This is a genomic window from Methylobacterium sp. yr668 (assembly GCF_900116245.1).
Classification (GTDB): domain Bacteria; phylum Pseudomonadota; class Alphaproteobacteria; order Rhizobiales; family Beijerinckiaceae; genus Methylobacterium.
Genome location: NZ_FOZY01000010.1, coordinates 18,387 through 33,556 on the forward strand (window position 1 = coordinate 18,387; position 15,170 = coordinate 33,556).

Sequence of the window (15,170 nt, forward strand, 5' to 3'; positions counted from 1 at the left end):
CGCCGCCATCTCACTCGGCGGCGTCGACGTAGAGCTTGCCGCCCTCGGCCAGGAATTCCTGCGACTTCGCCCGCATGCCGGCCTCGGCCTCGGCCTTCGACATCGCGGGCGCCGCGCCCACGACCTCGCCGGCCTCCTCCATCGCCAGCACCTCGGCGCGCAGGTCCTGCGTGATCTTCATCGAGCAGAATTTCGGCCCGCACATCGAGCAGAAATGCGCGACCTTGTGGGCGTCCTTCGGCAGGGTCTCGTCGTGGAAGCGCCGGGCGGTATCCGGATCGAGGCCCAGGTTGAACTGGTCCTCCCAGCGGAAGTCGAACCGGGCGCGGCTGAGCGCGTCGTCCCGGAGCTGCGCGGCGGGATGCCCCTTGGCGAGGTCTGCGGCGTGGGCGGCGATCTTGTAGGTGATGACGCCGGTCTTCACGTCGTCCCGGTCCGGAAGGCCGAGATGCTCCTTCGGCGTGACGTAGCAGAGCATCGCGGTGCCGAACCAGCCGATCATGGCGGCGCCGATGCCCGAGGTGATGTGGTCGTAGCCGGGGGCGATGTCGGTGGTCAGCGGGCCGAGGGTGTAGAACGGCGCCTCGCCGCACTCCTTCAGCTGCTTCTCCATGTTGACCTTGATCTTGTGCATCGGCACGTGGCCGGGGCCCTCGATCATCACCTGGCAGCCCTTGTCCCAGGCGACCTTGGTCAATTCGCCCAGCGTCTCCAGCTCGCCGAACTGGGCGGCGTCGTTGGCGTCGGCGATCGAGCCCGGGCGCAGACCGTCGCCCAGGGAGAACGAGACGTCGTAGGCCCGCATGATGTCGCAGATCTCGTCGAACCGCTCGTAGAGGAACGATTCCCGGTGCCCGGCGAGGCACCAGCGGGCCATGATCGAGCCGCCGCGCGAGACGATGCCGGTGACGCGCCGCGCGGTCAGCGGCACGTGGGCGAGGCGCACGCCGGCATGGATGGTGAAGTAGTCGATGCCCTGCTCGGCCTGCTCGATCAGCGTGTCCTTGAAGACCTCCCAGTCGAGCTTGAGCGGGTCGCCGCCGACCTTCTCCAGCGCCTGGTAGATCGGCACCGTGCCGATCGGGACCGGGCTGTTGCGGATGATCCACGAGCGAATGTTGTGGATGTTGCGGCCGGTGGACAGGTCCATGACCGTGTCGGCGCCCCAGCGGATCGACCAGACGAGCTTCTCGACCTCGTCGGCGGCCGAGGAGGTCACGGCGGAGTTGCCGATGTTGGCGTTGATCTTGACCAGGAAGTTCCGGCCGATCGCCATCGGCTCCAGCTCGGTGTGGTTGATGTTGGCCGGGATGATCGCCCGGCCGCGGGCGATCTCGTCGCGCACGAATTCCGGGGTGATGAAGGGCGGGACCGAGGCCCCGAAGCTCTGGCCGTCCGCGAGCGCGGCCTCGGCGCCCGCGAGCATGGCCTCGCGGCAGACGTTCTCGCGATGGGCGACGTAGATCATCTCCTCGGTGATGATCCCCGCGCGGGCGAACTCGTACTGGGTCACCATCTGGCCCGGGGCCGCCTTGCGGATGGTCCGCTCGGCGGGGCAGGGGGCCACGAGCTTGTCGCCCGCGAAGCCGTTATCCTCGGGCTTCACCGCCCGCGGCGCGACGGCCGCGTAACCGCGGGCCGCGACCCAGGGCTCGCGCACGCCGGGAAGGCCGGCGTTGAGGTCGATACGGGCATCGGTCTCGGTGTAGGGGCCCGACGGGTCGTAGACCCGCACCGGCTCCTCCTTCGGATCGGAGAGGACGATCTCGCGATAGGGAACGCGGATGTCCGGCCGCCCGGCCGGGTTCGCGTACGCCTTGCGCGATCCGGTGACCGGACCCGTGGTCACGGTCTCGGGGCTGCCTTTCACGTCCTTCGGGAGAACGGGTGCGTTCATCGTGGGCCTCTCCTCGTGCTGGAGCGGTCCGGTCCACGCGATGGCCGAGATGAGATGAGGTCGCGCGAGATGCGACCGCAGGTTCCCGTCCCTCCGCCGGTATGAGCCGGATCAGGTTCAAGGGTCAGGGCAGCGTGCCCAATCTCAGCCCTCTTCAGGGCCCCCCTCGGAACGGTTCCAGACTCGGGCCCGCGGACGGCTTTGTCAATGCTGACCGGCCGCCCTAGAAAACACATCCCCGAAACCGTTCGTCCGAACGCACGCGTTCTCCCCCGCCGCAATCGCACCGCAATGCGCCTCATCGCCGGCCTCCTGCTCGCCGCGCTCATCCTCTGCGGGCTGGCCTGCGCCGCGCTCGCGCTCGGGCAGCGCCGGTTCCTCTATCCGGGCGCCTTCGGGCCGCAGAACCCGTGGACGATCCCGCCGGGCCTCGCGACGATCACGGTCGCGACCCCCGACGGCGAGACCCTGCACGGCCTGTGGCGGCCTCCGCGGCCGGGCTGCGGCGTCGTCGTGAGCTTCCACGGCAACGGGTCCCGCCCCGAGCCGCACGCGGCCCGCTTCGCCGCGGAGCCCTGGCGGGCGCGCGGCTGGGGCGTGCTCACTGTGGCCTATCGCGGCTACCCCGGCTCCACCGGCAGCCCCAGCGAGGACGGGCTAATCCGCGACGGGCTGGCGGCCGTCGAGGCCGCGCGGGCGCGGGCGCCCGACGCGCCGATCCTCCTCCACGGACACTCCCTTGGGGCCGCCGTGGCCGTGGCCGTCGCCGAACGGGTGCCGACGATCGGCCTGTACCTGGAGGCGCCGTTCGACTCGATGACCCACACCGTGCGGCTGCATGTCCCGCTAGCCCCGATCTGGCTCCTGCGCGACACGTACCGCTCGGACCTGCGCATCCGCGACGGGTCGGCGCCCGTGCTGATCGTGCAGGGCCGCGACGACACGGTGGTGCCGGCCAAGCTGGCGCGGAACCTCGCCGAGGCGGCCGGGCCGCGGGCGCGGATCGACGTGATCCCGGGGGACCACGTCTCCATCCTGGGGAGCCGGGATCGCGAGGCCGAGGCGCTGTTCGGACAGGGCGTCGGTCCGGCCTGCCCGCAGCCGGTGGACCAGCAGGGGTAGGAGAGGGAGGCTCGCGTGGTCGGACGGCGCTCGCAGCGCTGGAGCGCCGAGGATCCGGACGCGCCGGGCGTCCCAGGCCCGCCGGACCCGGTCTGCCCCCTCTGCGAGCGCCCGATCCCGCGCCGCGCCCGCTCCAGCCTCCATCACCTCACGCCGAAGCTGAAGGGCGGGACCCATCGCGGCACAGTCCGGCTGCACCAGATCTGCCACTCGGCGATCCACGCCCGCTACAGCGAGGCGGAGATCGCCAAGCGCCTCGCCGACATCGAGGCCCTGCGCGCCGATCCGGAGATCGCGCGCTTCCTCGTCTGGGTCCGCGGCAAGCCCGACGATTTCCACGCCGCCACGCGCATGACCCGCGAGCGGAAGTCGGCGCGCCGCAAGATCTGACACCTGCCCGGCCGGCGTTTACCGGGCGTTCGTCACATCCGCAGGTGGCCGCCGCCCCGTTCCTTGCCGTCAACCCGAACCGGTCCAGGATCGGCCCGATCGCGAGGGTTCGGACGATGGCCGGGGTCGGGGATACGGGGGATCGACTCGCCTGGGTCGATATCGCCAAGGGGATCTGCATCCTCTTGGTCGTCATGATGCATTCGGTCATCGGCACCGGCGAGGCCATGGGCGGCGAGGGCTTCCTCCACCCGGTCGTCGCCTTCGCGAAGCCGTTCCGGATCCCGGACTTCTTCCTGCTCTCCGGCCTATTCGTGGGACGGGTGATCGACCGCGACTGGCGCCTGTTCTCCGACCGCCGGGTCGTCCACTTCGCCTATTTCTACCTGCTCTGGCTGGTGATCCAGTCGGTCGCAAAGTACGGCAAGATCGTCGGCGATGCCGGTCCCGCGGCCTTCGCGGTGCATCTCGCCCACGCACTGATCGAGCCCTATTCCAGCCTCTGGTTCATCTACCTGCTGGCGGTGTTCTCGGTGGTCACCAAGGCCCTGCGCCGCGTGCCCGGCGGCGTGCTCCTCGCCGGCGCCGCCCTGCTGCAGATCGCCGACATCCGCAGCGAGTCGACCCTGATCGAGGAGTTCTGCGCCCGCTACGTCTACTTCGTCGCGGGCTACCTGTTCGCCGGGCGGATCTTCGCGCTCGCCGACGCGGCGCGCCGCCGCGTCCCGCTCGCCCTCTGCGGCCTCGGCGCCTGGGCGGTCCTGGAAGGCTGGCTCGCGCTGACCCCGTCGGGCCTGCCGGATCATCCGACCCTCGCCAGCCTGCCGCTGGTGAGCCTCGCCCTCGGCGGGGCCGGTGCCCTCGCGATCGTGGTGGCGGCGGCTCTCATCGGCCGCGCCGGCGGTCCGGCCGCCGAGGCGGTCCGGACCTGCGGCCAGCGCTCGATCGTGATCTACCTGGCCTTCTCGCTGCCGATGGCCGCGACGCGGGAGATCCTCGTGCGCACCGGCGCGATCACCGATATCGGCCTCGCGAGCCTGACCGTCATGGCGATGGCGGTAATCCTGCCACTCATGCTGGAGCGGCAGGTCCGCGGGACGGCGCTCGACCTGCTGTTCGTCCGGCCGCGCCGGTTCCGGCTGGCCGGGTCCGGGCCTAAGCAGAGCCCGGCCCTGCAGGCGACCTGAGGGACCTCAGCCGTCGAAGGCGATACCGATCCGCCGGCTGCGCCGCCACGCCACGGTGGCCGGGCGCGGTTCGGTGCCCGTGCTGACACGAAGCGCGAAGCGGTCCGGCACGGCCTGATCGTCCTCGACCTCGATCTGCGCGCCGACGTCGGTGGCGTCCCAGACCAGGCAGCTCACCTCGCCGCCGTCGAGCAGCACGGCGCCGAACGTGAAGGCGTTCTTCCGGAAGGTGCCGCGGCGATTCTCCGTCATCAGCTCCTCCGTCCCGTCTCGTGGCTCCGCGGAGCCGGACGATGCCGGATCGCGGTTAACAGGGCAAATACGTTCCCGTGCCTGCCCTGCTCGACCGAGATCAGTACTCGTCGGGATCACCCCGGTAGCGGCGTGGCCCTGGCCCGTAATCGTCGTCGTAGGAGCGGCGCGGCGGCGGGCGGTCGTAGTCGCGGCGGTCGCGGTAGGCGTCGCGCCGGTCGTCGTAGCCGTCATTCCGGTAGCCGCCCCCGCCGCCGTAGGCACCCCCGCCGCCACCGCCGTAGCCTCCGCCGCCGTAGCCCCCACCGCCGCCCGCGTTGATCCGCGGGGCGTACCAGCAGCTCTTCGCCTGGCCCGGCGCCGGATCGCCGAAGGTCTGGGTGTTGCAGGGCACGACGCCGCCCTGCGGGAACGGCCGGCCGTTCGTCCGGCCGGGCACGCCATAATAGACGTTGGTGGGATAGGGCATCCGGCAGACGCCGCCCTCCTGCGCGCAGCCGACCAGGTTCACCGTGTCGAGCTGGTAGGCCTGGGCCGGGGCGGGTGCCAGCGCGCCACCTCCCAGCGTGATGGCCCCGAAGGCCAGAGCGATCCGAATCTGCACGTCCCCGATTCCCCCGTGGTTCGCGGTGCGGGTGCCGAATAATCCGGTCGGCGGCTTCCGGCCAGCGGCCGCGCTCGCTATGGCGTCGCACCAGGATGCGCGCGGGCCGGTCCGCGGCCGGCGCGACGGTGATCGGGCGGAACGCCCCGTCGTCGGACGGGAGACGGCGCCCCGGGAGGCCTTGATGAGGGATGCGTCCGCGCAGGAGCTTCTGCTGCTCAGCGCACTCCAGGAATGCCGGATCCAGCTCGACGCGGCGCGCAAGGACGAGGCGGCCCGCGCCGCCGTCCGGGAGGAGCTCGAGGCCGCACTCCGGCGCGAGGCCGCTCTCGCGGCGGCGATCGTGGAGGAGCGCGAGCGGACCGAGGCCGTCCGCCTCGTGCTTCAGGCGCTGCTGATGAGCGTCCGCCGGTTCGGTCTGCGCCGGCGCCTGTTCGGGGCGCGCATCGCCCGGCTCGGCCGCGAGACGCCGGATTCCGGTCCGCAGGCGGCCCGCCATCCCGTGCTGCTCGCCGAGGCGCGACGGGTGCTGGGTAAGCCATCGCCCGAACCGCCGGCCGAGCGGTGACGGCGGTCGCCGCCCGAGCGCCGCGCGGCGCGGCTCCTCACGGCCCGGCACCGGCGTCTCCTGGCGCCGCGGCCAGGACGATCAGGGCCGTCAGAACGCCGAGCGGCAGGACGATGCTGCCGAAGGCGAGATGGGCGATCCCGAAGGCGCCGAACAGCGCGCCCGCGGCGAAGGCCGCGATCGCCGGGAGCACGCGCAGGAACCTCTCCCGGGTCTGATCGCGCTGTGGGCCGCGTCCCAGGACGAGGTCGGTCGCGTCGATGACGGCCTGGCTGACGCTCACCGTCATGACCGTGGTGGGGGCGAGATGGCCGAGAGACAGGCGGCCGATGGCGTTCTGTAACCCCATGGCCGCGACCGCGAGCATTCCGACGGCGATGGAAGCGGCACTGTCCGCTCCGCCGAGGGGCGACCACACGGTGCCACACAGCCCGAATCCCGCGAGCAGGGTCACCTCCACTGCGAGGAGCCAGGGCAGGGGGTCGAAAGCCCGCCGCTCCAGCGCCAGGGCCAGGATTCGAGCCCCCGCCACCGCTCCGACGAAGACGGGCAGCGCCAGGAGCTTGGCAACCACGCCGCTGGAGCTCGCGACCAGCTCGGCGCCGATCAGGACGAAGTTGCCGGTGACGTGAGCGGTGAAGAGTCCGGTCAGGGCGATGAAGGCCGCCGCGTCGACGAAGCCGGCGACGAATGCCAGGGCGGCGCCCGCGGAGGGGCCGCTCCCGAGGGCCTGCGATCGCGCGGGACGGGTCATCGTCTCACTCGGCGAAGGGTGTCGCCGTCAGACCGACCGGCATCCGCGGGTTGGCGAAGTATTCTGGCCAGCGATCGCAGAGGTACAGGATCGCCACCAGCACGGTGGCGATCGCCAGAAGGGAGGCGAGCACCTCCGTGACCTGTGTCGCCCATTTCCCGAGCGTCGGGATCGCCATGAGGCCGCCGACGAACAGCGTGGTCACGATAACGGGTGCGGACATCGGGGGAGGGTTCGCGGCGCGGCTCTGGGACGGGACTGTCCCGAACCCTAACGCCGCGCGGCGCCCGCGGGTTACCGATATCGGTTATCGTGAACCATGATAGGCAACCCGAACATCGAGCTGCTGCGCTCGTTCCTGGCCGTCGTCGAGAGCAGCAGCTTCACCGCTGCGGCGCAGGCGCTCGGTCTGCGGCAATCCACGGTGAGCGGGCACATCGCGCGGCTGGAGCAGGCGCTGGGTCGCGCCATCCTGACCCGGGACACGCATCGGGTCGCGCCCACGCCGGACGGTCAGGCCCTGATCGGCTTCGCCCGCGACGTGGTCGACGCGCAGGACCGGCTGCGCGCCTTCTTCTCGCCGGAAGGTCTGCGCGGCCGCATCCGGCTCGGCGTCTCCGAGGACTACACCCTGTCGACCCTGGCACAGGTTCTGGCCCGCTTCGCCGATCGGCACGACGCGGTCGATCTGCAGATCACGGTCGGGCTGAGCCGCGCCCTCTATCAGGGCTACGATGCGGGCGACCTCGACTTGATCTTCTGCAAGCGGCGGCGCGGCGACCCGCGCGGGACCTTGGCCTGGGCGGAGGATCTGATCTGGACGGGCCGGCCCGGCCTCGTGCCGGATCCGGCCAAGCCCTTGCCCCTCGTGCTCTACCCGCCACCGTCGATGACCCGCACCTTGGCGCTCGATGCCCTCGAGGCGGTGGGCCGGTCCTGGCGGGTGGCCTGCACCAGCGGAAGCCTGATGGGGCTGCGGGCCGCCGTCGAGGCGGGCCTGGGCATCGCGCCGCACTCGGCCAAGATCCTGCCGCCGGGCCTCGCCGCGATCTCCGAGGCGGCCGGCCTGCCGCCGCTCGGCGCGGTCGAGTTCGTCGTGCTCGGCCCGGGTCGCCACCACGCGGCGGCGACCGCGCTGCAGGAGACGATCCTGGCGAGCACGGGCGAGCTTCAGGGCGCCGCGCGCTAGGGCGGCGTCCTCCCGGCACGCGGTGGCCGGGCTCGATCCCGACCGTTCGGCGCGGTCCTTAACGGATTGGCCAGCCTTTTTCCGCACCGTACCGCGAAGCGGTCACAAACGGTTTCGACAAGGATCGCCGGCGGTGCCGGCCCCGGTGTCGTTGCCGGACGGGGCGCGAAACCGCCGCATTTGGCGTGCGGAAACCGTCCTGCGGCGTGCCTGACGGTCGCGCATCGCGGCGGAACATTCGAGAATGGGATGCATGGCCAAGGGTCGGGGCAGGATTGAGCCGAACTTCGACGTGCCCGAAGGGCGCGCGCGGGATCGCGGCGAACTCGACCTGCGCCTGACCCGTGAGGACCGCCCCGGGGCAGGAGACGGCGTGGCGAAGCGATCGGGCGGCGGAGCGCGGCAGCCGAACAAGGCGCCGGCGCGGACAACGGGGCGGGCGAAGGCCTCGGGTCGCGGCCGACGCCGGCAGTCCTGGCTCGGCCGCATCGTCTACGGCTGCGTCGTCCTCGGCCTCTGGGGGGTGATCGGGCTCGCGGGGCTCATCGCTTACCACGCCTCGCAGCTGCCGCCGATCGACCAGCTCGCGGTGCCGAAGCGTCCGCCCAACATCGCGATCCTGGCGAGCGACGGCTCCCTGCTCGCCAACCGCGGCGAGACCGGCGGCCGCGTCGTGTCGATCAAGGAGCTGCCGCCCTACCTGCCGCGCGCCTTCGTGGCGATCGAGGATCGGCGCTTCTACCAGCATTTCGGCGTCGACCCGGTCGGCATCATGCGTGCCATCGGCCAGAACCTGACCCGGCGCGGCGTGGCGCAGGGCGGCTCGACCCTCACCCAGCAGCTCGCCAAGAACCTGTTCCTGACCCCGGAGCGCTCGGCCTCGCGCAAGATCCAGGAGGCGATCCTCGCGCTCTGGCTCGAGCACAAGTACACGAAGGACGAGATCCTCGAACTCTACCTGAACCGCGTCTATTTCGGCGCCGGCGCCTACGGCGTCGAGGCGGCGGCGCAGCGCTATTTCGGCAAGCCCGCCAAGGAGGTGAGCCTCGCGCAGGCCGCGATGCTCGGCGGCCTCGTGCAGGCGCCCTCGCGCCTCGCCCCGAACCGCAACCTCCCGGCCGCCCAGGCCCGCGCCGCGCAGGTGCTCGCCGCCATGCAGGAGCTGGGCTTCGCGTCGGGGCAGGACGTCAAGGTGGCGCTCGCCCAGCCGGCGAAGCCCGCCAACGCCCGCGGCGGCGGGTCGGCCAACTACGTCGCCGACCTCGTGATGGACGTGCTCGACGATTACGTCGGCAAGTTCGACACCGACATCACAGTCCAGACCACGGTCGATCCGAGCCTCCAGGCGGCGGCCGAGAAGGCGCTCACCGACGAGCTCAACGCCAAGGGCACGCGCTACAACGTCAGCCAGGGGGCGCTGGTCTCGATGCGGCCGGACGGCGCCATCCGCGCCCTGATTGGCGGCCGCGACTACGCGCAGAGCCAGTTCAACCGGGCCACGACCGCCAAGCGTCAGCCCGGCTCCTCGTTCAAGCCCTTCGTTTACCTCGCGGCCGTGGAGCACGGCGCCACGCCCGACACGGTCCGTGAGGACGCGCCGATCCGGATCGGCAACTGGGCGCCGGAGAACTACTCCCACCGCTACGAGGGGCCCGTCACCCTGCGGACAGCGCTCGCCCAGTCGCTCAACACCGTCGCGGTGCGCCTCGGCCAGGAGGTCGGGCCGAAGACCGTGGTCCAGACCGCCCAGCGGCTCGGCATCACCTCGCCGCTCCAGGCCAACGGCTCCATCGCCCTCGGCACGTCCGAGGTCACGCTCCTGGAGATGGTCGGCGCCTACGGGGCCTTCGCCAACGGCGGCATCGGCGTGATCCCTTACGTGGTCACCGCCGTGAAGAGCCAGGACGGGAAGGTCCTCTACAAGCGCTCCGACAACGGTCTGGGCCGGGTCATCGACGCCAACGCCGACGGCATGATGAACGCCATGATGCACGAGACCTTCGTCAGCGGCACCGGCAAGAAGGCCGACATCCCCGGCTGGGACCTCGCGGGCAAGAGCGGCACCACCCAGGATTATCGCGACGCGTGGTTCATGGGCTTCTCGGGCAGCCTCGTGACCGGCGTCTGGCTCGGCAACGACGACGGCGAGCTCACCAAGAAGGTCACCGGCGGCAACCTGCCGGCGGAGATCTGGAAGACGTATATGACCCAGGCCCTGAAGGGGCAGACGCCGGTCCCGCTCCCGGGCCTCAACCGCTGGCGCCGCCAGCCGGAGACGACCGCCTCGGTGGCGAGTGCCGCCCCGGCGGGCCCGGGCGGGCTCCTGGGCCAGATCCTCGGCGAGTCGGACGCCCCGGCGCCGCGCCAGGCCGCGCCGTCGCGGCGCGCCCCGAAGGACGACCGCAACTTCATCGAGAAGCTGTTCGGCATCGGTGACTGACGCTCCGCGGTCTCCGCATTCGTCGGGACCAGGCGGCGGCGCGCGTCGCGGGCGAGAGGCGGCCCGCGGCGCGCGCCGTCGCGCATCCGCGCGACTACGCCTGGGCTCCGGCTCAAGGCGACCGCGTCGAGGCGGGACTGACAGCCGCGGCGGCCTGTATTTGTATTAGCGGCGATTCAGCGCTTCTTAGTGCCGCCAATAACCGCTTTTTCAATCTTCGTGGACGTAAGATCGGGCGAACAGTAAGCCCGTCAACCGCAATGGCGCGGTTCGTGGCAGCCCGATCGAGCCCATGCTCCTGCGCGCGACCGCTACAGCGATCAGAGCTCACCTGGACGATCGCGCCTCGCGCCTGATCGCGGCGGCCGGCACATGCCTGCTGCTCTGCCTCGCGCTGCTCGGCGTCTATCTCTGCCTGGATCTGCGGGACGTCGCTTGGCACAACGCCCGCCGCAACGCCGGGAATCTCCTGGCGGTGATCGAGGAGGGCGTCGGCCACAGCCTGCGGGTCTACGACCTCTCGCTGCGGAACTCCGCACGGCTCGCGAGCCGCGCCGACATCGCGGCCCTGGACCCGGATATTCGGCGCCTGGCGCTGTTCGACACGGCTGTGGCGGGCTCCGGCCTCGGTCCGATCGCCGTCACGGACGCGGCCGGCGACGTCCGGCTGACGAGCGATCCCGGCGTGCGGACCCGGCCCAACATGCGCACGCTGCCGGAATTCGAGTTCCATCGGTCGAATCCCGAAGGCGGCCTGATCCTGTCCGGGCCGACCGTATCTCTCATGACCGGTGAGCCCATCATCCGCATGACCCGGCGCATCCGGACGCCCGACGGCTCATTCGCCGGGATCGTGTCGGGATCGATCAGGCTCGCGCATTTTCAGGCGCTGTTCGAGCGCCTGCATTTCGACGACGGCATCGCTCTGAACGTCTTCCACCGGGACGGGACGCTGCTGATCCGGGCGCCGGCACGGCCGGAGGCGCTCGGCCAGAACATCAGCGCGAGCCCCGGCTACAAGATGTACCGGGCCAAGCCGCGCGGCGAGTTCCAGGGGCGCTCGTTCCTCGACGGCGTCGAGCGGGTCTACAGCTTCGCCGACCTCGACGACCTGCCGCTGATCGTGACCGTGGCGACGGACGTCGACAGCATCCGCAGCGTCTGGATCTACAAGGCGGCGATCGTCGCCGTCCTGATCCTGTGCCTCTGCCTTCTCGCCTTCGGCCTGACGATCCTGCTGCACCGGGAGGTCGGGCGCCACGTGGCCGCGGAAGCCTCCAGCCGCGAGGCCAACGCCGCGCTCGCCGTGCTCGCGCGGACCGACGGCCTGACGGGCCTGCCGAATCGGCGCAGCTACGACGAGCACTTCGCCGTGGAGTGGAAGCGGGCCGCACAGCTGCGGACGCCCCTGGCGCTGTTGATCGTCGATGCTGACCACTTCAAGCAGTTCAACGACCGCTTCGGTCACCAGCGCGGCGACGAGGCGCTGAAGGCGGTGGCGGAGTGCCTGCAACGTTCCCTCGATACCGCCGGGCTGAGCTTCCGGATCGGCGGCGAGGAGTTCGTCGCCCTGTTGCCGGGCAACGACGCGACCGCCGCCAGCGTCGCGGCGGAGCGCGTCCGCCGGGCCGTGGTGAACCTCCGCATCCCCCACGCCCCGGAGGTCGGTGGCATCGCGACGGTGAGCATCGGCGTCGCCTGTGCCGATCCGGCCGGCGGCGATCCGCCCGAAGGGCTGTTCACGGCGGCCGACGCGGCCCTCTACGCGGCCAAGAAGGCCGGGCGCAACCGCGTCCGCGCCGCCGCGCCGGCGGATCCCGTGGCCCTGGCGCTGCGGGCCTGAGCGGCCCCGCGGCTCACAGCATCGGCAGCATCCGGGGCCGCGGTCCGCGGGGGAAATGCGCGTCGATCAGGGCGATCTCGGCCGCACCGAGGTGCAGGTCCGCCGCGCCGGCATTCTCGACGGCCCGGTCCGGGCGACCGGTCTTGGGGATCGTGAACGTGCCCGGCAGCCGGGTCAGGTAGGCGAGGGCCACCGCGTAGGGCGTCGTGCCGTGGTTCTGCGCGATGCCCGCCAGGACGCGGCCGCCCGCGCTGGCCGGATCGGGGAAGTCGCCGCTGCCGAAGGGCGAGTAGCCCACCATGGCGACGCCGTGCTTCTCGCACCAGGGCAGCACGGCGTGCTCGATGGCCCGCTCGTTCAGGTGGTAGAGGACCTGATTGCAGGCGATCCGGTCCGGCCCCGCGATGGCCCGGACGCGATCGAGATCCTCGACGTCGAAGTTGCTGACGCCCCAGGACAGGATCTTGCCGGCCCGGCGCAGATCCTCGAAGCCCGCGATCGTCTCCTCGAGCGGGTGCTGGCCCGGCCAGTGCAGCAAGTAGCAGTCCAGCCGGTCCGTCCGCAGACGCTGGAGCGACGCCTCACAGGCCCGCGCGACGCCCCGGCGCGTCGCGTTGCCCGGCACCACCTTGGAGACGAGGAACACCTCCTCGCGGCAATCCGCGACGGCGGCGGCGACGATCGCCTCGGCGTCCCCGTACATCTCCGCGGTGTCGATATGGGTCATGCCGGCGTCGATCCCGGCCCGCAGCGCCCGGACCGCGTCCGTCCGGTCCGAACTGTCGATGTGCCACGTGCCCTGGCCGATCACCGGCACAGAGACGCGCGTCGCGCCGAAGCTCCTGGCGTACATGGCAGCGCTCCCTCTTCGCTGTCACAGGGGGTTGCTGGCGGCGGTCCGGTCGAGTCCCGGGCCGCCGGCGTATCACGGCTCGGCCGCGCAACAACCCGGCACGCCTTACTCGCGCCATCTTGGGGCGTTGAGCAATGGCATGCGGCCTCCCGCGGCGCTAAACTTTAGGCCCATGCCCGAAGTCCGGCGGCGCGGGCTCGCCGAGTCTGCGCCGCCCCGCGCAGTGCCGCCGCGCAGGGCCACGCGACGCCCGGACCCGCGCACGGTCCGTCGGCTGGCCATGCTGGAGATGCCTCGATGCTGCCGGCCCACCGGATATTCTGGGGTCTGATCCTGCTGGCGGCGGCCGGCGCGGGGTTGCTCTACAACATCATCTTCGCGGCCGGCGCCTCGCCCCTCGCCGGCTTCACGTACGGCCTCTGCATGGGCGCCACGGTGCTGTCCTTCGACCGCGGGCTGATCCTGGCCGGCCTGCAGGCGAAGATCCGGCGGCTGCCGGCCTGGCTCTACGTGCTGGCCGCGGAACTCGCCTACGTCCTGATGATCATGGCGGGCAACGCCCTGGGCGGCCTGCTCGTCTGGGCGTTCGCCCTGACACCGGACGACCTCACGACCGCGACCCGCATGACCGCGCGGGTTCTCGCCTACGCCCTCGCCGTGTCGGGCCTGCTGGTCTTCGTCATACGGATGCGCGACCTGATCGGCGGCGAGGTGTTCGTGAACTTCATGATCGGCCGCTACCACAAGCCGGTGGCGGAGGAGCGGGTCTTCCTGTTCCTCGACGTGGTCGGCTCCACGGCCTTCGCGGAGACCCACGGCGACCTGCGCGCGCAGGAATATCTCAGCGCCGTGTTCGCGACGCTCGCCGAGCCGGTGCGGCGCAACGGCGGCTCAGTGGACGACTATATCGGCGATCTCGCCATGGTGACGTGGCCGATGGCCCGCGGCCTGAAGGACGCGCGCTGCGTCACCTGCGTGTTCGAGGTGCTTGACCGGATCGAGGCCGACGCCGCGGCCTGGACCGCCCGGTTCGGGACGGTCCCGCGGCTCCGGGCGGCGCTGCACGGCGGCTCGGTGGTCACGGCCGAAGTCGGGGTCGACCGCCACAAGATCGCGTATTTCGGCGACGCCGTGAACGTGACGTCGCGGATCGAGGCCCTGTGCCGCCCGCTGGGCGTCGGCATCCTGATCTCGCAGGATCTGCTCAACCGCCTCCCGCGCCTTCCGGCCGGCGTCCGGGCACGGTCCCTCGGCGCCCACGCGCTCCGCGGCCGCGGCGCGCCGCTGTCGGTGGCGACGCTCGAGCGCGGACCCGCCGAGACCGCGCCCGTGGCGGATCTGGCGCCGCGCCGCGCCGCGGTCGCCCGCTGATGGCCGGGGCGAGCACCGCGCGGGCGAACACCCTGATCGCCGTGAAGATGGCGCTGCGCTTCGGGCTGCCGCTGATCGGGCTCGCGGTCTTCGGCCGCGCCGTCGTTCTGTCGGTGGGCGGCGATATCGAGCACGGCCAGTTCGCCCTGGGCGTGCTCCTGATCCTGGCGGGTTTCACCTCGAAGCTGGTGCCCCGGCCATGAGCGACGCGCCGGCGCGCCCGCCGATCTACCTCGACGCCGATGCCTGCCCGGTCAAGGACGAGACCTACCGGGTCGCCGAGCGCTACGGCCTGACCGTCCACGTCGTCGCCAACAGCGTGCTGAACCTGCCGCGCGAGCCCTGGATCGAGCGCGTGGTCGTCGGCTCGGAACTCGACGCCGCCGACGACTGGATCGCCGCGCGGGCCGGACCCGGGAGCATCGTCCTCACCGCCGACGTTCCGCTGGCCGCGCGCTGCGTGAAGGCCGGCGCCACGGTCCTGGCGTTCACTGGGAAGCCGTTCAGCGAGGCCGGGATCGGTCTCGCCCTCGCGACGCGCGACTTGATGCAATCGTTGCGCGAGGCCGGGACCATCACGGGCGGGCCGAAACCGTTCTCGCGCGCCGACCGGTCGGCCTTCCTGTCCGCCCTCGACCGGGCGGTGAACCGGATCCTGCGCGAGCGGCCGAAGCCGGTCTGAGCACCGGTCCCAGGCGCG

The 15,170-nt window shown here is 71.7% G+C and carries 16 protein-coding genes and 1 riboswitch; of the genes, 10 read left to right on the forward strand and 6 right to left on the reverse strand.

Annotated features, from left to right (window positions below; all coding sequences use genetic code 11):
* Positions 1–10: 10 nt before the first annotated feature.
* The gene (gene thiC / locus BM419_RS14575) at positions 11–1,897 is read right to left on the reverse strand and encodes a phosphomethylpyrimidine synthase ThiC (RefSeq protein ID WP_091680898.1); all 1,887 of its coding nucleotides are present in this window, start codon (positions 1,895–1,897) and stop codon (positions 11–13) included.
* A gap of 71 nt (positions 1,898–1,968) precedes the next feature.
* A riboswitch (TPP riboswitch) is annotated at positions 1,969–2,074 on the reverse strand.
* Between the two features lie 114 nt (positions 2,075–2,188).
* Between thiC and BM419_RS14580 the strand changes: the two genes are divergently transcribed.
* From BM419_RS14580 to BM419_RS14590, 3 genes are all read left to right on the forward strand, one after another.
* A complete protein-coding gene (locus tag BM419_RS14580; protein WP_091926829.1) occupies positions 2,189–3,019 on the forward strand; it encodes an alpha/beta hydrolase in 831 nt (276 codons plus the stop codon).
* 15 nt (positions 3,020–3,034) lie between these two features.
* Positions 3,035–3,409, forward strand: coding sequence for an HNH endonuclease family protein (locus tag BM419_RS14585; RefSeq protein ID WP_091926830.1), 375 nt, complete (start codon positions 3,035–3,037; stop codon positions 3,407–3,409).
* A 116-nt stretch (positions 3,410–3,525) separates the two neighbouring features.
* The gene (locus BM419_RS14590; RefSeq protein ID WP_091926831.1) at positions 3,526–4,596 is read left to right on the forward strand and encodes an acyltransferase family protein; all 1,071 of its coding nucleotides are present in this window, start codon (positions 3,526–3,528) and stop codon (positions 4,594–4,596) included.
* A 6-nt stretch (positions 4,597–4,602) separates the two neighbouring features.
* Here the strand turns inward: BM419_RS14590 and BM419_RS14595 are convergent, their stop codons facing one another.
* Positions 4,603–4,848, reverse strand: coding sequence for a hypothetical protein (locus BM419_RS14595; RefSeq protein WP_020092823.1), 246 nt, complete (start codon positions 4,846–4,848; stop codon positions 4,603–4,605).
* 100 nt (positions 4,849–4,948) lie between these two features.
* Positions 4,949–5,452, reverse strand: a complete 504-nt coding sequence (locus BM419_RS14600) for a hypothetical protein (protein ID WP_091680853.1) — start codon at positions 5,450–5,452, stop codon at positions 4,949–4,951.
* A 184-nt stretch (positions 5,453–5,636) separates the two neighbouring features.
* Here BM419_RS14600 and BM419_RS14605 point away from each other — a divergent pair, with 184 nt between their 5' ends.
* Positions 5,637–6,020, forward strand: coding sequence for a hypothetical protein (locus BM419_RS14605; RefSeq protein WP_026604872.1), 384 nt, complete (start codon positions 5,637–5,639; stop codon positions 6,018–6,020).
* Between the two features lie 37 nt (positions 6,021–6,057).
* Here the strand turns inward: BM419_RS14605 and BM419_RS14610 are convergent, their stop codons facing one another.
* Positions 6,058–6,774 (reverse strand): YoaK family protein, encoded by a 717-nt coding sequence (locus tag BM419_RS14610; protein ID WP_091926832.1) that lies wholly within the window; start codon positions 6,772–6,774, stop codon positions 6,058–6,060.
* A 4-nt stretch (positions 6,775–6,778) separates the two neighbouring features.
* Positions 6,779–6,997, reverse strand: coding sequence for a hypothetical protein (locus tag BM419_RS14615; protein ID WP_091926833.1), 219 nt, complete (start codon positions 6,995–6,997; stop codon positions 6,779–6,781).
* A 96-nt stretch (positions 6,998–7,093) separates the two neighbouring features.
* On the opposite strand from BM419_RS14615, the gene BM419_RS14620 reads away from it, so the two are divergent.
* The 3 genes from BM419_RS14620 to BM419_RS14630 all read left to right on the forward strand — a co-directional run bounded on the left by BM419_RS14620 (position 7,094) and on the right by BM419_RS14630 (position 12,246).
* Complete coding sequence (locus BM419_RS14620; RefSeq protein WP_175556311.1) at positions 7,094–7,963, forward strand: LysR family transcriptional regulator; 870 nt, start codon at positions 7,094–7,096, stop codon at positions 7,961–7,963.
* A 253-nt stretch (positions 7,964–8,216) separates the two neighbouring features.
* Positions 8,217–10,403 carry a transglycosylase domain-containing protein gene (locus BM419_RS14625; protein ID WP_091926834.1) on the forward strand — a complete coding sequence of 729 codons (2,187 nt, stop codon included), beginning with the start codon at positions 8,217–8,219 and terminating at the stop codon, positions 10,401–10,403.
* Positions 10,404–10,695: 292 nt separating this feature from the next.
* Positions 10,696–12,246 carry a GGDEF domain-containing protein gene (locus tag BM419_RS14630; protein WP_091926835.1) on the forward strand — a complete coding sequence of 517 codons (1,551 nt, stop codon included), beginning with the start codon at positions 10,696–10,698 and terminating at the stop codon, positions 12,244–12,246.
* Positions 12,247–12,259: 13 nt separating this feature from the next.
* Here BM419_RS14630 and BM419_RS14635 read toward each other — a convergent pair whose 3' ends face one another.
* On the reverse strand, positions 12,260–13,099 hold the full coding sequence (locus BM419_RS14635) for an aldo/keto reductase (protein ID WP_056527978.1): 840 nt from the start codon (positions 13,097–13,099) through the stop codon (positions 12,260–12,262).
* 297 nt (positions 13,100–13,396) lie between these two features.
* On the opposite strand from BM419_RS14635, the gene BM419_RS14640 reads away from it, so the two are divergent.
* The 3 genes from BM419_RS14640 to BM419_RS14650 are packed head-to-tail and all read left to right on the forward strand — an operon-like array spanning position 13,397 to position 15,152.
* Positions 13,397–14,470 carry an adenylate/guanylate cyclase domain-containing protein gene (locus BM419_RS14640; RefSeq protein ID WP_091926836.1) on the forward strand — a complete coding sequence of 358 codons (1,074 nt, stop codon included), beginning with the start codon at positions 13,397–13,399 and terminating at the stop codon, positions 14,468–14,470.
* Entirely contained in the window at positions 14,470–14,673 is a 204-nt protein-coding gene (locus tag BM419_RS14645; protein WP_056527984.1) for a hypothetical protein, read from the forward strand. Before BM419_RS14640 ends, BM419_RS14645 begins: the two co-directional genes overlap by 1 nt.
* Positions 14,670–15,152: a YaiI/YqxD family protein gene (locus tag BM419_RS14650; RefSeq protein WP_091680845.1), complete on the forward strand. Its 483-nt coding sequence runs from the start codon at positions 14,670–14,672 to the stop codon at positions 15,150–15,152. The genes BM419_RS14645 and BM419_RS14650 overlap by 4 nt, the downstream gene beginning before the upstream one ends.
* Positions 15,153–15,170: the final 18 nt, after the last annotated feature.